This is a genomic window from Mycobacterium sp. 20KCMC460, assembly GCF_022179425.1.
Lineage (GTDB): Bacteria > Actinomycetota > Actinomycetes > Mycobacteriales > Mycobacteriaceae > Mycobacterium > Mycobacterium kiyosense.
This window is the reverse complement of record NZ_AP025524.1, coordinates 3,494,492-3,510,332: the sequence shown is the minus strand read 5'-3', so window position 1 is coordinate 3,510,332 and position 15,841 is coordinate 3,494,492. Positions and strand designations below refer to the sequence as shown.

15 protein-coding genes are annotated in these 15,841 nt (G+C 66.6%); 10 read left to right on the top strand and 5 right to left on the bottom strand.

Annotated elements, in window-relative coordinates:
* Nucleotides 1-2 precede the first annotated feature (2 nt).
* Nucleotides 3-683, top strand: coding sequence for an HAD family hydrolase (locus MKCMC460_RS16270; protein WP_236983227.1), 681 nt, complete (start codon nucleotides 3-5; stop codon nucleotides 681-683).
* Between the two features lie 56 nt (nucleotides 684-739).
* Here the strand turns inward: MKCMC460_RS16270 and MKCMC460_RS16265 are convergent, their stop codons facing one another.
* Together MKCMC460_RS16265 and MKCMC460_RS16260 are read right to left on the bottom strand one after the other, a co-directional pair.
* Nucleotides 740-973: a CsbD family protein gene (locus MKCMC460_RS16265; protein WP_236983229.1), complete on the bottom strand. Its 234-nt coding sequence runs from the start codon at nucleotides 971-973 to the stop codon at nucleotides 740-742.
* A 171-nt stretch (nucleotides 974-1,144) separates the two neighbouring features.
* A complete protein-coding gene (locus tag MKCMC460_RS16260) occupies nucleotides 1,145-2,938 on the bottom strand; it encodes a thiamine pyrophosphate-requiring protein (protein WP_236983231.1) in 1,794 nt (597 codons plus the stop codon).
* Nucleotides 2,939-3,030: 92 nt separating this feature from the next.
* Here MKCMC460_RS16260 and MKCMC460_RS31405 point away from each other — a divergent pair, with 92 nt between their 5' ends.
* Entirely contained in the window at nucleotides 3,031-3,234 is a 204-nt protein-coding gene (locus tag MKCMC460_RS31405; protein ID WP_309298733.1) for a DUF3349 domain-containing protein, read from the top strand.
* 401 nt (nucleotides 3,235-3,635) lie between these two features.
* Entirely contained in the window at nucleotides 3,636-4,460 is an 825-nt protein-coding gene (locus MKCMC460_RS16255; RefSeq protein WP_236983235.1) for an alpha/beta fold hydrolase, read from the top strand.
* 22 nt (nucleotides 4,461-4,482) lie between these two features.
* Here MKCMC460_RS16255 and MKCMC460_RS16250 read toward each other — a convergent pair whose 3' ends face one another.
* The gene (locus MKCMC460_RS16250) at nucleotides 4,483-5,790 is read right to left on the bottom strand and encodes an acyltransferase (protein WP_236983236.1); all 1,308 of its coding nucleotides are present in this window, start codon (nucleotides 5,788-5,790) and stop codon (nucleotides 4,483-4,485) included.
* Nucleotides 5,791-5,847: 57 nt separating this feature from the next.
* Between MKCMC460_RS16250 and MKCMC460_RS16245 the strand changes: the two genes are divergently transcribed.
* Complete coding sequence (locus tag MKCMC460_RS16245) at nucleotides 5,848-6,822, top strand: aldo/keto reductase (protein ID WP_236983238.1); 975 nt, start codon at nucleotides 5,848-5,850, stop codon at nucleotides 6,820-6,822.
* Here MKCMC460_RS16245 and MKCMC460_RS16240 read toward each other — a convergent pair.
* Complete coding sequence (locus tag MKCMC460_RS16240) at nucleotides 6,819-7,589, bottom strand: acyl-[acyl-carrier-protein] thioesterase (RefSeq protein ID WP_236983240.1); 771 nt, start codon at nucleotides 7,587-7,589, stop codon at nucleotides 6,819-6,821. The genes MKCMC460_RS16245 and MKCMC460_RS16240 overlap by 4 nt on opposite strands.
* Nucleotides 7,582-8,982, bottom strand: a complete 1,401-nt coding sequence (locus tag MKCMC460_RS16235) for an NAD(P)-binding protein (protein WP_238306010.1) — start codon at nucleotides 8,980-8,982, stop codon at nucleotides 7,582-7,584. The genes MKCMC460_RS16240 and MKCMC460_RS16235 overlap by 8 nt, the downstream gene beginning before the upstream one ends.
* 103 nt (nucleotides 8,983-9,085) lie before the next feature.
* On the opposite strand from MKCMC460_RS16235, the gene MKCMC460_RS16230 reads away from it, so the two are divergent.
* From MKCMC460_RS16230 to MKCMC460_RS16205, 6 genes are all read left to right on the top strand, one after another.
* Nucleotides 9,086-9,922: an enoyl-CoA hydratase-related protein gene (locus MKCMC460_RS16230; protein ID WP_236983242.1), complete on the top strand. Its 837-nt coding sequence runs from the start codon at nucleotides 9,086-9,088 to the stop codon at nucleotides 9,920-9,922.
* On the top strand, nucleotides 9,919-10,815 hold the full coding sequence (locus tag MKCMC460_RS16225; protein ID WP_236983244.1) for an alpha/beta hydrolase fold domain-containing protein: 897 nt from the start codon (nucleotides 9,919-9,921) through the stop codon (nucleotides 10,813-10,815). Before MKCMC460_RS16230 ends, MKCMC460_RS16225 begins: the two co-directional genes overlap by 4 nt.
* Complete coding sequence (locus tag MKCMC460_RS16220; RefSeq protein ID WP_236983246.1) at nucleotides 10,812-12,446, top strand: tetratricopeptide repeat protein; 1,635 nt, start codon at nucleotides 10,812-10,814, stop codon at nucleotides 12,444-12,446. Before MKCMC460_RS16225 ends, MKCMC460_RS16220 begins: the two co-directional genes overlap by 4 nt.
* 10 nt (nucleotides 12,447-12,456) lie before the next feature.
* Nucleotides 12,457-12,630 carry a hypothetical protein gene (locus MKCMC460_RS16215; protein WP_238306057.1) on the top strand — a complete coding sequence of 58 codons (174 nt, stop codon included), beginning with the start codon at nucleotides 12,457-12,459 and terminating at the stop codon, nucleotides 12,628-12,630.
* Nucleotides 12,631-12,717: 87 nt separating this feature from the next.
* Complete coding sequence (locus tag MKCMC460_RS16210; protein WP_236983248.1) at nucleotides 12,718-13,581, top strand: hypothetical protein; 864 nt, start codon at nucleotides 12,718-12,720, stop codon at nucleotides 13,579-13,581.
* A 255-nt stretch (nucleotides 13,582-13,836) separates the two neighbouring features.
* A complete protein-coding gene (locus MKCMC460_RS16205) occupies nucleotides 13,837-15,831 on the top strand; it encodes a PE domain-containing protein (RefSeq protein WP_236983252.1) in 1,995 nt (664 codons plus the stop codon).
* Nucleotides 15,832-15,841 lie beyond the last annotated feature (10 nt).

The window sequence follows — 15,841 nt, the reverse complement described above, 5'->3', positions numbered from 1 at the left end:
CATTGACTACCAACAACTTCAGATCCGCGGTGTTGTTCGACATCGACGGCACTCTGGTGGACTCGAACTACCTACACATCGATGCATGGCAGCGCGCGTTCGCCGAAGTCGGCATCGACGTCGAGGCTTGGCGTATTCACCGCGGCATCGGGATGGACGGCTCCACCCTGGTGAAGAGCTTGTCCGGCGACGCACCCGAGGAAACGCAGAAACGCCTCAAAGACCTGCACTCGCAGCACTATCAAGAGGTTGCGGGACTGCTGCAGCCACTACCCGGCGCGCGTGAACTGTTGCAGCACGTGGCCGACATGGGTCTGGGTGTGGTGCTGGCCACCTCAGCACCCGAGGGCGAATTGGCTATGCTCCGAAAGGTTCTGGACTGCGACCACTTGGTGGCCGCAGTCACCTCTTCAGACGACGTCGACACCGCCAAGCCGCGGCCCGACATCATTCGTGTGGCTTTGGAGCGGGTCGGGGTCACCGCTGAGCAAGCGGTATTCGTCGGTGACGCCATCTGGGATGCCGAGGCGTGCGCACGCGCCGACGTCGCGTGCATCGGGGTGCTCAGCGGCGGAGTCTCCCGTGACGAACTGACAGACGCCGGCGCCGTGCAGGTATTCGAGAACGCGGGCGATCTGCTCAGGCACATCGGTGACACGCCGATCGCTCAGCTGAGCAAATAACCCCGAACAAGCGAATGGGCCCAATCCCGTTGGATTGGGCCCATTCTCGCGTCCGACTACTGGTTGGCCTTCTGACGCTGCTCGGCGGCTTCGGCGCCACCACGAGCGGCTTCTGCCTCGGCTTCCTTCTTAGCAGCGTCACGCTGCGCGTCGGCCTTGTCCTGCTGGGCCTGGCCCTCGCGCTTGACGTCGTCACGGCCGGTCACGGCACCGATGACTTCCTTGGCCTTGCCCTTGACACCTTCGACGACGCCCTCGACGCCTTCCTGGGGGCCACTCTTCTCGCCCATAAGTCCTCCTGCATGCTTGCTCGCTGACATGGCGACTTCACGCTGTTGCTCTTGCTCGTCCGCGCTCAGCCAACAAAGGCAGACCCGGCGCGTTCTGCTACACGCCTGATCCATTTTCCCTTGCGCCGACAGGGTTTCCGAAGGACACGTCGCTCAAACCTGTGTGTTGAGTCACCGTGACTCGCGGTGCGGGAGAAACTCCTGCGCTTTGATCTTCACGCCCTCCTTGAGGATGCCGAACGCGTTCTCGTCACCCCGCAGCACGGCGCCGGCGGCGTTCTTCATCTGCTCGAAGGTGGCGTGTGGCGGCACCGGAGGAACATCGGGATCGCAATGCACGTCCAGCACGGTCGGCCGGTCCGCCTGCAGCGCGCGCTCCCAGGCCGGTGCGATCAGATCGGGGTCGGTCACGGTGGCATGGCCCAGGCCCAGCGTGCCGGCGAACCCGGCGTAGTCGACGTCGGGAAGTGTCTGTGATTCCGGGAATTTCGGCGCTCCACCCATCGCCCGCATCTCCCAGGTCACCTGGTTGAGGTCGTTGTTGTGCAGCACCGCGATGACCAGCCGGGGGTCGGTCCACTGCTGCCAGTAGTGGGCGATAGTGATCAGCTCGGCCAGCCCGTTCATCTGCATCGCGCCGTCGCCGGCGAAGGCGATGACCGGCCGGTCCGGTTGGGCGAACTTGGCGCCGATGGCGTAGGGGACGGCCGGCCCCATGGTGGCCAGCGTGCCGGACAGCGAACCGCGAATGTTTCCGCGGAATTTCAGTTGCCGCGCATACCAATTCGCGGCGGATCCGGAGTCCGCGGTGACGATCGTGTTATCCGGCAGCCGTGGCGAGAGCTCGGCGAACAACCGCATCGGATTGATCGGATCGGCGGACACCTCGGCTTCCATCGCCATGGTTTCCCACCACCGTGCCACATTGCGTTCGATGGTGTCGCGCCACGACCGGTCGGATTTGCGTTGCAGTAGCGGCAATAAGGCGCGCACGGTGGCGCCGGCGTCGCCGACCAGGTTGACCTCGTTGGGGTAGCGCATCCCGATCAGCGTGGGATCGATGTCGATCTGGACTCCGCGGGCATTGCCGTAGGGCGGCAGGAATTGTGAGTAGGGGAAGCTGGAGCCGATGGTCAGCAGGGTGTCGCAGTCGCGCATCATCTCGTAGCTGGGCCGGGTCCCCAAGAGTCCGATCGACCCGGTGACCCAAGGCAATTCGTCGGACAGCACATCCTTGCCCAGCAGCGCCTTGGCGACGCCGGCGCCCAGCGTGTCGGCGAGTTCGGTGATCTCTGCACTGGCGCCGCGCGCGCCACTGCCGACCAGCATGGCGACCCGCTCACCGGCATTGAGCACGTCGGCGGCCTGCCGCAGGCCGTCGGGCGACGGCTCGACCACCGGGTGCTCGTATCCGAGACTGGATGGCACCATCTTGAATTCGTGCGCCGGCGCCGAGTATTTCAGCTCTTGGACATCGGCAGGTACGACGACGGCGGTCGGCGCCCGTCGGGTCAGGGCGGTTCGGATGGCGCGGTCCAGCACATTGGGCAACTGTTCGGGCACGGTGACCATCTGGATGTAGTCGCTGGCGACGTCTTTGAACAGGCTCAACAGGTCGACCTCCTGCTGATATGCGCCGCCTATTGCGCTGCGATCGGTCTGCCCGAGTATCGCCAGCACCGGGACGTGGTCGAGTTTGGCGTCGTAAAGGCCGTTGAGCAGGTGAATCGCCCCTGGGCCGGAGGTTGCCGCGCACACCCCCAGCCGGCCCGAGAATTTCGCGTAACCGACCGCCTCGAAGGCGGCCATCTCCTCGTGCCGGGGCTGGATGAAAGTCGGTGTGTTGCCGGCGCGGCCCCACGCCGCGAGCAGACCGTTGATGCCGTCGCCGGGGTAGGCGAAGACCGTGTCGACGCCCCAGTCGCGTAACCGTTGCAGCAGAAAATCGCCGACCTGTGTCGCCATCGCGCAACCCTCCTTCGGTGCGTTTCGCCTGTCTCGGTCGCGGTTACCCGTTTGCCAGCGATGTAGACCTGCGTGTTTCACCGTGGTGCGAAATGGGAATCCGCTCCCGTCGAGCGACAGGAGGTGAGGAAATGTCCGTGAGGTCAGTAGGTGGCGCCATCACCAGAGTGGTTGGTTTCCTGCGTGCCGGTTACCCGCAGGGTTTGCCGGCGCCCGACACCTTCCCGGTTCTGGCGGTCTTGCCGCGCCGTCCTGCCCCGCCGGCACACAGCGCCGGCGTCGGCACCCGCGCTTGACAGTGAATTCCGCCCCAGACGCCTAGCGCCCTCAGGCGCCGCGGACCACGCGCAGCCGATGCCGGGTGTCGGTGGACCATAGGGTCGCGCAGCTCGGGCACTGCAGATTCAGCCGCGTCGCGCGGTTGCTGAGCAGGTACTGCCAGTGGGCCCCGCAGTTGCGGCTGCTGTCGCATTCGGTACATGCGTTGCCCCAGTTGCAATTTGGGCACGGCAGCCAAGCCCGCCGGGCAGGGTCGGCGTGCGGGTCGATGGGCAGCACAGGCACGAAGTTCAGCCTCTCTCAGCGGATTAAGTTAGGCTAGCCTACCCAAATTCAGTACGCAACCCGGCGCTGGCCACCCTGATACGAGCCGTGGAATAGTGCGGGCAGCAACTTCGCGCGTTCGAAAGGGTCGGGCATGCCCACAATCACCACCAGCGACGGCGTCGAGATCTACTTCAAGGATTGGGGCTCAGGTCAGCCCATCGTATTCAGCCACGGGTGGCCGCTGTCCGCGGACGACTGGGACGCCCAGCTGCTCTTTTTCCTTGCGCACGGCTACCGGGTGATCGCCCACGACCGGCGCGGCCACGGCCGCTCCGCGCAGGTCGCCGACGGACACGACATGGATCACTACGCCGACGACCTGGCCGCCGTGGTGGAGCACCTGGATCTGCGGGACGCCGTACACATCGGTCATTCCACCGGCGGTGGGGAAGTGGCCCACTATCTGGCTCGGCACGGCGAGACCCGCGCCGCGAAAGCCGTGCTGATCAGCGCTGTTCCGCCGCTGATGGTCAAGACCGCGGCCAACCCACTCGGCCTGCCCAAAGAAGTCTTCGACGACCTACAGGCCCAACTGGCCGCCAACCGCTCCGAGTTCTACCGCGCGCTGCCCTCCGGCCCCTTCTACGGGTTCAACCGGCCCGGCGTCGAATCCTCGGAAGCCGCCATCGCCAACTGGTGGCGGCAGGGAATGATGGGCAGCGCCAAGGCGCACTACGAGGGCATCGTCGCCTTCTCCCAGACGGACTTCACCGAAGACCTGTTGAAGATCGGCGTGCCGGTGCTGGTCATGCACAGCACGGACGATCAGATCGTGCCCTACCAGGCCGCTGGGCCGAGGTCGGCGGAATTGTTGCGCAACGGCGTATTGAAGACTTATCAGGACTTTCCGCACGGCATGATCACCACGCAAGCCGACGTGATCAACTCCGACGTGCTGGAATTTCTGCGAAGCTGAATCCCCCTGTGCGCCAACGGGTTCAGGTGCATACCGGCTCGGTGCGGCGGGGCCGGCACGCGACGAGCAGTAACCCGACAGCGAAGACGATCGCGGTCAGCCAGGGAAACCGCCCGTTCGGCGCGAAACCGTCAGCGGAGATGAATGCCAGCGCGTAGGAGGTCATCGCCGTGCCGACCAGCATGACCACCGCGGTCCAGCGATCGGTCAGCGCAACGCCGATCATCGGCAACGGTGCGGCAAACAAGCGCCGCAGCCAGAACAGCAGCGCCATCTCCGCCGCCATCACCACGCACAGAATGAACACCCAGGTGAACCGGATCAGCCACCACGCTGTCGTCGCTATCTCGGGCTGCGGCAGCAGGCCGGCCGGGTAGGCGACGACGGCCACCACGATGACCGGCACCATGTGCCACAGATAGAGAGCCATCACATTGTTGTTGGCCACCGCCAGGATTCGTCGCAGCCGCGGCCCGCGCAGCGCCCGATCGACCCAAGGGGCCAGCGCCACCGCGACTCCGGCCTGCGCGCACCCGAACGCCACCAACGCCAGCGTCGGCGGTGTGCTGTTCTGTACGGCTTGGCCGGGGACACCGATCATGCTGGGCGGATACGGCCCCAGCCAGATCAACAGCGCCAGGGCCACCGCGGCGCCCGCCGCCAGCAACAGCGGTCGGCGGCCGCTCAACCGCTCGGTGTACCAGGCGATTCCGAGTTGGTAGAGCAGCCCCCAGCACAGCAGGTAGTTGATCCAGCCCAGGCGGTGGACGTGGCCGCCGATGGTGGCCGCGTCGACCACCGCCACCCCGGCCGCCATTGCCACCGGTACCAGCAGGCCCCAACGATCGTGTGCGGCAATCGCAATCGGTGTCAGCGTCACCACCACGAGGTAGACGGCCAAGAACCACAGGTGCATGGCGAGCGCCCAGCCCGCGTACTGCAACACCGAACCGGGCAGACCCAGACCGAGCAGCAGCAAGACCAGGGCGAAAATCAGGCCGACGTACACCGCGGTGGGCCCGAGCACCCGTGCGATGCGGTGCCGCACCCAGCTCTGCCAAGGCTCGCCGGCCGGTCCCTGCTGACGTGTCCAGGACACCGCACCCGCGTAACCGGCCACCAGAAAGAACGCCGGCACCGCCTGGAAGGGCCAGGTCACCCACTGGGTGAAGGGCAGGTCCACCAGCGGGTTCTCCCGGCCGAACTGGCCGTCGCGGTAGGTGATGGAACTCAGCAACCAATGTCCCAGGACGATCAGGCCCACGCCCGATACCCGGTAATAGTCGACCGCCAGATTTCGGGCGGGCCTCGCCGGCGCTGCGCTGCTCATCACGACGAGCCTAACCGCTGCCGGCTGCGGGCAAGACGCGCGTGTAAACATGTCTGCATGCGACAAGCGCGCTTGGCGGACTTAGAAGTTGGACGCATCGGCCTGGGTGCGATGGGCATGTCCACTGCCTATGCCGGGGCGGGCAGCGACGACGCCGAGTCGATCCGCGCCGTGCACCGTGCCATCGACCTCGGCGTCACCCTGATCGACACGGCCGAGGTCTACGGTCCCTACCGCAACGAGGAACTGCTCGCCCGCGCGCTACGGGGCCGACGCGACCAGGTGACTCTGGCAAGCAAGTTCGGCATGATCTCGCACACCGGGCGCAACGGCCTGGACAGCAGTCCCGCCAACGTCCGCCTCGCGCTGGACGGGTCCCTGCAGCGGTTGGCAACCGATCACATCGATCTCTATTACCAGCACAGGCTGGACCGCGACACTCCCATCGAGGACACGGTCGGCGCGTTGGCGGAGTTGGTGGCGGCCGGGAAAATCCGGCATATCGGGCTCTCCGAGGTGGGGGCGCAGACGATTCGGCGGGCCCACGCCGTGCACCCGATCACCGCAGTGCAGTCCGAGTACTCGCTGTGGACCCGCGATCCGGAGAACGCGGTGCTGCCGGTGCTGCGCGAACTGGGCATCGGGTTCGTCGCCTATTCACCTCTTGGTCGTGGATTCCTCACCGGCGCAATACGTTCCACCGATGCAATCCCAGACACCGACTTTCGCAAGACCAACCCGCGATTCGCCGAGGAGAACTTCCAGCACAACCTGCAGAGCGCCGATCAATTGCGGGCCATCAGCGGCGACGTCGGCGCCACCCCCGCTCAGGTCGCGCTCGCCTGGTTGCTGGCCAAGGGGTCGGACATCGCCGCGATCCCCGGCACCAAACGTGTGGCGCGCGTTGAGGAAAACGTCGGCGCCGACAGTGTGCACCTGTCCGCAGAACAGCTTTCGCAGCTGGACAATCTGCTGCCACCGGCGGGCGACCATCACAGCGCGGCCCAATTGCAGTGGATCGATCGCGACTAAAGAGCGCGAACCATCGCCGCCGCCCGGACGTCCTCTCCGACGGTGAAGTGCACCCGCACCGCGTCGCCGTCGAGCTGGTAACGGAGGCTCAACGGCTCGCCGAACTTGATCGGGCTGCGATACTCGAGCACCGCACGGTACGGCCGTTGCTCCAGTTCGGGTACGCGGCCCAGGATCTCGTGCACGCCATGCCAGTAGATGGTGTTGTTGACATGCTCGAACAGATCGATGTCGGTGCGCCGCAACGGAAAGGGAATCGTGACCGGCTCCGGATCGGTCCCCGTCGGCTCGGTGAGCCACGGCCGCCACTTGAGTCTGTGTTCGTCGGTGGTGGAGCCGAACCGCTGGACGCATTCGTCGGTGAGCCGCGACGGTGTCAAGGTGTCCTTGTTCATGCAGATCCAGAAACCTTGGGTCTCGATCCGCCCGCCCTCGGCGCCGAGGAGCTGCACGCGCATGTTGCACCAGCGGCTGGAAAGACCGGCGCACCAACGCCGGAAGGTGATGTCGCTGGGTATCTCGATCGGCTCGAGCACGTCGATCACCGTGCGCAGCACGATCCAGTGCGGATGAATTTCGGCCAGCTGCGCGTCCGCGAGGTGCTCGGCGCCGACTTCCTGAATGTAGCGGGCGACACCGTCGAGACGTAGCCTGCGGTGTTCGTCGATGTCGGATGTGCCCAGCCGCCAACCGGTTTGGTACACGTATCCTTCGCTGGGCACCGGGACGAGCGGGCTCAGCAATTCGGCCGGGGTGGGGTCAGGCATCGGCAGCCTCGCTGCGCAGCTTCTCCAGCTGCTCGCTGGCCACGTTGAGACGCTTCTGGAACATCGAGACCACCCGCTCGCGCACCCGCGGCTTGTGTGACAGCGGCGGCAGCAGGTCGGCCAGCAGATTCAGCCGCGCGGCGGCCAGCCAGTCGGTCAGGTCGGGGTCGTCGAGCCAGCGGGAGAAGTTACGCAGGTCCGACTGGGTGAGCCGCAACCAGTCCACATCACGGTCTGGGTGTGGAATCGGTTCGCACAGCATGTTTTTCGCCACGTCGTCGTCGTAGGCGAACTCCACGTGCGCGATGAACGCGGCGCTGAACACCTGCTGGCAGCTGCGCACCGCTTGCAGGGTTATCCGGTGCCCGTCGAAAACCGGTGTCGCCGCGCGTTGCGGCGCGCCGTCGGCGGTGCAGTCGATGTAGAGAGCCGACGGCGCGGAGCTCAGCGTCCCTTCGTCGAACACCATGGCGTCGGGTTCGATGCGCTGCACGTGGCCCAGCCGGACCACATCATCGATCCGGCCGAGTTGCTCGTACTCGGGCTGCGACACCGTCGCGCACCGGTACATCGTCGGCCGCACCGACCGGTCCAGGCGAAGCAACGTCCCAGCGGCCTCGAGCCGGTCGAACAGGTCGGCGACCGACGTCGCGGCGTCGATGGAGTCAAGGGTCGCGGCGTAGTTGTCCCGGAATTTCTTGATGAACGCCGGCCCCGGCTGCAGCGTCGCCCGATCGATCCACCACGAATCACGGGGCATGATCCACGTCAGCCGCTGCGCGTCCACCCCGTTGCGCAGCAACCACAGGCAGACGTCGATGCCGGTCTTGCCGGCACCCACCACCACGTACCGTTCCCGCGCCCCGAACTTGGGCAGCTCGTTGGGTGCGATGCAGTCCACGCCCGCCGCGACGTCGTAGGGCGCGGGCCGCATCGACGGAACCACCGCACGCAGATACGTGGCGTCGACGATCCGCCGCGCGGCGCTGACGTCGTATTCGGTGCCGGACAACGTGCGGAACCGGCCGTCGCCGAGGTAATTCGACATCGGGAAGTACTCCACCCGCCCCGACGGCAGGAACTGCTGCTGCATGAGCGCGTCGAAGTACGCGCAGATCTCGCCGACGGGGGCGAGTTCGTTGAGTCCCTGATTCCAGCCGACACTGTCAATAGTGTTGTTGCCCAAGGGTCTTGAGTTCACCCCGTAGTACGCCGACGGCTGGTGCAGCCGCACGAAGGGGTACGCGGTGGTCCAGTGCCCGCCCGGTTGATGCGCCTGGTCGACCAGGACCACACGGGCATCGGATTCGGCGACGAGGGTGTCGGTGAACGCCATCCCCATGGCACCGGCACCTATCACGAGGTAGTCGGTGTCCAATTTCTGGACAGTCATCTGGTGTGCACTCTTATCGGCCTCCTGTTGCGTCACGATAGCGCCTCCCCCCGCGGCCGAGGCGCACCGCAGCCGCACGCGGCAACCGGGTAAGTTTGCCCGGATGGGCGCCGATCTCACCGTCGCAGTCGCGGACGGCGTCGCGCTGCTGACGCTCAACCGGCCCGAACGGCGCAACGCCTACACCGCGGAGATGGGCGCGCTGCTCAATGAGGCATACCGGCAATGCGACGACGACGACGCGGTGCGGGCCATCGTGCTCACCGGTGCGGGACAGGCGTTCTGTGCCGGCGCCGACTTCGCCGCCGGCCGAAGCCCGTTCGACACCCCGGCCGGCGGCTCCGAGTTCACCGCGTCGCCGATCGACCCCGCCGCGTTCGAGCTGCGCACCCCGGTCATCGCCGCCGTCAACGGACATGCCATCGGCATCGGGCTGACCATCGCGCTGCAAGCCGACATCCGCGTCATGGCGTTGAACGCCCAATACGCGGTCGCGCAGGTGCGACGCGGAGTCCTGCCGGACTGCATGTCGCACTGGACGCTGCCGCGCCTGGTGGGCGGGGCCGTCGCAGCCGACCTGCTGTTGACCGGCCGCACCTTCGACGGCACCGAGGCGGCGGCCATGGGGATCGCTACCCGGGCGTTGCCGGGCAACGAGGTGCTCGACCACGCGATGACGGTGGCGCGCGACATCGCGGTCAACGTCGCCCCGATGTCGGCGGCGCTGAGCAAACGCCTGCTCTGGGACACCCTCAGCTACGACTACACCCCACGCCAGGTCGCCGACCTGGAAACCAGGCTGCACCACCGGTTGCTGGGCAGCGCGGATGCCCGCGAAGGTGTCGAGGCGTTCCTGCAGCGCCGGGCGCCGCGCTGGAGCGCGTCGGTGGCGCGGGAGTGGCAGCCGGTGCCGGCCGTGGGGGAGGGGACGTTGCGTTGACCAGCTTGCGGAGCCGGGCGCTGCCGGCACTGCTGCGCTTCACGGGCCGGACCCGCGCTTACGAAAGCGCCGATACGGCCCGTGCGCACATCGAACAACGCGCTCTGCATCGGCAACTTTTCGGGCCGCCGCCTCGGCTGCGCCGCGATGTCGCGGTGGAGTTCGAGTACGGAACGGGTTGGCCCGTCTACACTTTGACCCCGAAAAGGACTCGGGCGGGCCAGGCCGAACGGACCGTCGTCTACCTGCACGGCGGCGGGTGGGTGAACGAGATCGCAAACCAGCATTGGAAATTGGCCGTGCAGATCGCCGCCGAGTCGTACGCGGAAGTGATCGTCCCGATCTATCCGCTGATACCGTTCGCCACTGCCGCAGACGTGGTTCCGGTGATCGCTGACATGGCGATGCGGCATCTGTCGCGCGGGCGCAGCGTGCGACTGGCCGGGGACTCGGCCGGCGGCCAGATCGCGTTGTCGGCGGCTCTGTTGTTGCGCGACGACCACGACGTGGTGATTCCGCAGACCGTGCTGATCTCCCCGGTGCTCGACCCCTGCTTGTCCAACCCGTTCATCGGCGCGGTCGACGATCCGTGGTTGAGCCGCGATGCGCTGCAAGTCTTCGCCGAGCGCTGGCGCGGCGAGTTGGCGGTGGACGACCGCCTGGTCAACCCGATGGCAGCAGAGCTGACCGGGCTCGGCCCGTTGACGGTGTTCAGCGGCACCCGCGACATTCTTAATCCCGATACCCGGCTGTTCGTCGAAAAGGCCGCTGCCGCAAGCGTAGAGGTCGACTACCACGAGCAAGCAGACCTGCTCCATGTGTATCCGCTGACGCCCACGCCGGAAGGCCGGGCCGCGCGTGCGGTGATCGTCAAGCGCCTCGCCGCGCCATGAGCGAGGCGTACTTCGACCTCGGGTCCTACCGCCGTCCCGTCGACACCGCATCCCCGCAAGCGCAGACCTGGTTCGACCGCGGCCTGGTGTGGGCGTACGCGTTCAACCACGAAGAGGCGATCCGCTGCTTCGAACGCGCCCTGGAACACGACCCGGACCTGGCCATCGCCCGCTGGGGCATCGCCTACGCGGTCGGGCCCAATTACAACAAGGCGTGGGAGGCGTTCGACCCCGTCGACCTGGCCACGTCGCTGGCGCGCGCCCGCACTGAACTTCGGCTGGCTGCTCAAGGCCGGGCCAGTGCCGTGGAGCGGGGCTTGATCTCGGCGCTGACCGCCCGGTTCTCCGCCGACGATCTGGACGCCGGTCGCCGCGCCTACGCCTATGCGATGGCAGCGTTGGCAGCCGCTCACACCGATGACGTCGACGTACAGGCGTTGGCCGCCGACGCGCTGGTCAACCTCACCGCGTGGGCGCTGTGGGACACCGCCACGGGTACGCCGGCGCCGGGATCACGGGTGGTCGAGGCCAGGGGAATTCTCGAGGCTGCGCTGGGCGGGCCGGCGGGGCGCGGCCATCCGGGGATCTTGCACATGTACCTGCACACCATGGAGATGTCGGCGACGCCGGAGGTTGCGCTGCCGGCGGCCGATCTGCTGCGCGAGCTCGTCCCCGACGCCGGGCACCTGCGCCACATGCCCAGCCACATCGACGTCCTGTGCGGCGACTACAGCAGCGCCGTGGAGTCCAATCGTGCTGCCGTGCAGGCGGATCGGATGTTCCTCGAGCGTGCGGGCCCGCTGAATTTCTACTCGCTCTACCGGGCGCACGATCTGCATTTCATCGTGTATTCGGCGATGTTCCAAGGGCAATCGCAGGTCGCCCTGGCCGCCGCCGACGAACTCGCGGCACAGCTGACACCCGAGCTGCTGGCCATCCAGTCGCCGCCGATGGCCGACTGGCTGGAGGCGTTCGTGCCGCTGCGAACCCATGTGCTGGTGCGATTCGGCCGCTGGGACGAGCTGATCGCGCAACCGATGCCGCAGGATCAGGATCTCTACTGCAGCACCGCGGCGACCATCTGTTACGGACGCGGTGTCGCGCTGGCGGCCATCGGCCAGCTCGAGCGGGCCGAGGCTGAGCGTTCCGCGTTCACCGCAGCTTACGCTCGGATACCGGGATCCCGGTACCTGTTCAACAACACCAGCCGCGACATCCTGGCGGTGGCCGCCGCCATGCTCGACGGTGAGATCGCCTACCGTGCAGGATGTTTCGAGGAAGCGTTCCAGCACCTGCGGCGCGCCGTCGACCTCGACGACTCGTTGCCCTACGACGAGCCCTGGGGCTGGATGCAACCCACCCGGCACGCCTACGGCGCGTTGCTGCTCGAACAGGGCCACCTCGACCAGGCCGCCGCGGTGTACGCGGCCGACCTCGGTTTGGACCCGACGCTGGCCCGATGCTGCCAGCATCCCGGCAATGTGTGGAGCCTGCACGGCTATCACGAATGCTTGAAACGGTTGGGGCGCAACGACGAAGCGATGATCATCGGCCAGCAGCTCAGGCTCGCCGCCGCACGCGCAGACGTGCCGATTCGGGCGTCCTGCGCCTGCCGGCTGGACACGTTCTAGAGTGCTGCTCATGTCTGAGCAGGCGGCGAGCGGCGCAAAAATCCCGCCAGCCGTGCGGGTTCTGCTTGTCGGCGGAAATCCTGACCACCCGGTTGCCCTGCACCTGACCTCGACTCCGCACGAGGCCAGGCAGTATCGGCAGAAGGTGAAGACGGTCCGCTCGGGGCCCATCGTCCGAGCGTGACACTCGAGGCTAAGTTTGTATAGGTCGCGCAGCCGATGAGGCAGTGGCTGCGGTGGCCATGAACTCAGCGAAGAAGGGCGGCCGAAATTGAGTGAACTGCGCGATATCAGGGAACTGGCCGACAATCCCGACGCCTACCGCGACGAGCTGTTCCGCCGCTGGACCGGTCTGCTCAGCTACCGCTACATCGGCCGCAAGCACTCTTCGATGGACCTCGGCGAGGTCGACAACACCGTCACCATCCGCCGCGACATGCGCAACGAGGCCGGCGGGATCATGGTTGCGCCGCTTGCCATCTCGTCGCCGGAGGGCTGTCAGACCGACATGGTCGCGGTGCCCAACCCGGTGATCGCCTCGGTACAGATCATCGACCCCGGCTTCGATGTCAGCCGCGTCGAGATCGTCGACTCGGGCATCCTGCACCAGGGCCGGACCATGGGCTACGGGCGCTGCAAGATTGTCGACGCCGACAACCCCGACCGGGTGATCGCCTTCAACGAGGGGCAAGGCGCAATCATCGGCACACCACCGGAAGGCCTTGACCGGATGGATGTTTCGGGTACCGAGTTGGCGATCGAGGACTCGCCCGACCTGCCGCCGCTGTGGTCAGCCTTCGGCGCCCGCAAGCGCGCCGACGGCCACTGGGTGTTGCCGGCACTGAGTGCGGAATTGGCCTCGCCCGACGCCGCCCTGCACATCGGCCCCCAACACGTCGTGCTGGAAATCGCCGCCACCGATCTCGCCGCCGAACTGTGCGGAACGCGCAAGGTCCAGGTGGTCAGTTGGCATGTGATGTTCATGTCGCGCGGCAAGGTCGGGCCATTCCGGGTGGCGGGCACCGCGCACGCCGGGGGGCCGGGACGAATCGGTGTGCGCATTCAACTGCACGACGAGGGCAATGGCGATAAAGCCGTCACCTCGGCGGCAGCAATTTTCGATGTGGTGAATTGATTTCGGCCTGCCACGCGGTTCGGATCAGCTTGGCGCGCTGAACGATTGAGGTAGCCGACAGCCCACCGGGGCGGTGCGGCGCACCGACACGATTTAGATGTGTGAATAATTTGAATAAAATGTGAGAACCATTTTTCTCCGCGCATATCGCATTTCCGTGAACCGTCGATCTGATGCGGTGTTTTACTCGAATAATCGCCGGAGTCGTGCAAGCATTTGCCGGTATTCCTGACGTAGCCGAGTGGGAGGTCCCCGATGACGTATCTGAGCGCCGCACCGGACCTGATGGCGACAGCCGCGGCGCAGGCGGCGGGTATCGGCTCATCGATCAGGGCGGCGAACCTGGCGGCGTCGGCTCCGACAAGCACGCTGTTGGCCGCGGCCCAGGACGAGGTGTCGGCGGCGATCGCAGCGCTGTTCTCCGGCCACGCCCGGCAATACCAGGTGCTCAGCGCGCAGGTGCTGGCGTTCCAAGACGAGTTCGTGCACGCGTTGACCGCCGCCGGCGGCGCCTATGCCGCCGCGGAGGCGGCGGGCGCCGGCCCCTTGCAGGGTGCCGCCGACCAGATTCTGGATGTCATCAACGCGCCCACCAACCTTTTGCTGGGCCGCCCCCTGATCGGCGACGGAACCAACGGCGTCGACGGGACCGGCCAAGCGGGTGGAGACGGCGGGATCCTCTGGGGCAACGGGGGTCGAGGCGGGGCGGGCGCGATGGGCGCGCAGGGCGGACGCGGCGGCAACGCCGGGTTGATCGGTAACGGGGGGCCCGGTGGCACCGGCGGCTTCCGAAGCGGCACCGGCGGCACCGGTGGCGTGGGCGGATTGCTGTGGGGCAACGGCGGGGACGGTGGCACCGGTGGCATCGGCGGGTCGATCAACCCCGCCGGGGCCGGTGGCGTCGGTGGCCGCGCCTTGTCGTTCTTCGGCACCGACGGCGCGACCGGCGCGACCGGCCCCTACTACGCGAACCTGTCGATCGTCACCCCGCAAGAAGCCGCCATTCTGATGGGACTGGCGCCGAACGAGAACTTCCTGCTGATCGGCACCGACGGCACGAATCTGAGCAGGGTGCTGGCCGACCCGCTCAACGTGAACTTCCGCGCGTTCATGGAGCAGGGCACCACCTCCGCGTCGACGATCATCGGGCACACCACCGTCTCCAACCCGTCCTGGACCACCATGCAGACCGGTGTCTGGAGCGAGACGGCTGGCGTGACCAACAACGTCTTCACCGGCTGGACCTACGACAACTGGCCCACGGTCTACAACCAGCTCGAGGGCGCCTACGGCGACAACATCTCCACCACCGTCATCGCGAACTGGCCCGTCATCACCGACATCGCCGGCGCCGGCACGTTCCCCGCCGACAAGATCCAGTTCGTCCCGCACGCCGCGAGCGACACCTACTGGGTGGCGTCGCAGAACGAGGTTGCCGCACAAACCATCTCGGCGATCGGGGCGGCCAACAAGAATCAGGGCAACTTCATCTTCTCCTACTTCGTCGGCGTCGACGAGATGGGGCATGAATTCGGTGGCGCCTCCCCGGAATACGCTGCAGCCCTTCGCAATATGGACCACAACCTCGGCCACTACGGCAATGGCACCCTCGGTAGTGGCAGTGGCGTGCTGGGCGCGGTGTCCGACTGGGAGATCACCAACGGCGAACAGTGGGACGTGCTGATGGTCACCGATCACGGTCACATCGACCCCAACCAGTTCAACCGTGGTCACGGTTTCCAATCTCCGCTGGAGACAGCGACTTTCCTGATCTGGGATCAAGCCGGCAACGATATCCATGACGGGTGGATCAACAATTCCTGGCAGATAGTCAGCACCACGCCGACAGTCCTGAACGAGTTCGGCATCCAGCCGCCGGCCTACATGCAGGGTGCGCCGTTGACGGACGCCAGCTTCAGCGGCACCTACGTCAACCCCGCTATCGTCCCCGGCCCGGGCACCAATTTGTTCAACGTGGTCAGCGCCGACTTCGCCGCGCAGGGCTATCCCGATGTCCCGGCCAACCTGATCCTGGACTCGCGTACCGTCGCCGCCACCATTCCCTACCTGGTCTACGACCCGATACAGAGCATCGTCGACGCGGTGCCGCAATTCCTGCAGACACCGGTGTCCTGGCTCGGCGCCGGCGTCTACCAGGCGCTCAACATCCCCGCGCAGATCTACGTCCGGCTCACCGGCGTGACGGGCAACCAGATCATCCCGCCGGTACTGAACCCATTCCTGACTTAGGACGCGCTGG

What these genes read in the sequence shown, in the direction of transcription:
- MKCMC460_RS16265 (WP_236983229.1), bottom strand. Translation starts at nt 973, where the DNA reads ATGGGCGAGAAGAGTGGCCCCCAGGAAGGCGTCGAGGGCGTCGTCGAA.
- MKCMC460_RS16260 (WP_236983231.1), bottom strand. Translation starts at nt 2,938, where the DNA reads ATGGCGACACAGGTCGGCGATTTTCTGCTGCAACGGTTACGCGACTGG.
- MKCMC460_RS31405 (WP_309298733.1), top strand. Translation starts at nt 3,031, where the DNA reads ATGGGAATCCGCTCCCGTCGAGCGACAGGAGGTGAGGAAATGTCCGTG.
- MKCMC460_RS16255 (WP_236983235.1), top strand. Translation starts at nt 3,636, where the DNA reads ATGCCCACAATCACCACCAGCGACGGCGTCGAGATCTACTTCAAGGAT.
- MKCMC460_RS16250 (WP_236983236.1), bottom strand. Translation starts at nt 5,790, where the DNA reads ATGAGCAGCGCAGCGCCGGCGAGGCCCGCCCGAAATCTGGCGGTCGAC.
- MKCMC460_RS16245 (WP_236983238.1), top strand. Translation starts at nt 5,848, where the DNA reads ATGCGACAAGCGCGCTTGGCGGACTTAGAAGTTGGACGCATCGGCCTG.
- MKCMC460_RS16240 (WP_236983240.1), bottom strand. Translation starts at nt 7,589, where the DNA reads ATGCCTGACCCCACCCCGGCCGAATTGCTGAGCCCGCTCGTCCCGGTG.
- MKCMC460_RS16235 (WP_238306010.1), bottom strand. Translation starts at nt 8,982, where the DNA reads ATGACTGTCCAGAAATTGGACACCGACTACCTCGTGATAGGTGCCGGT.
- MKCMC460_RS16230 (WP_236983242.1), top strand. Translation starts at nt 9,086, where the DNA reads ATGGGCGCCGATCTCACCGTCGCAGTCGCGGACGGCGTCGCGCTGCTG.
- MKCMC460_RS16220 (WP_236983246.1), top strand. Translation starts at nt 10,812, where the DNA reads ATGAGCGAGGCGTACTTCGACCTCGGGTCCTACCGCCGTCCCGTCGAC.
- MKCMC460_RS16215 (WP_238306057.1), top strand. Translation starts at nt 12,457, where the DNA reads ATGTCTGAGCAGGCGGCGAGCGGCGCAAAAATCCCGCCAGCCGTGCGG.
- MKCMC460_RS16205 (WP_236983252.1), top strand. Translation starts at nt 13,837, where the DNA reads ATGACGTATCTGAGCGCCGCACCGGACCTGATGGCGACAGCCGCGGCG.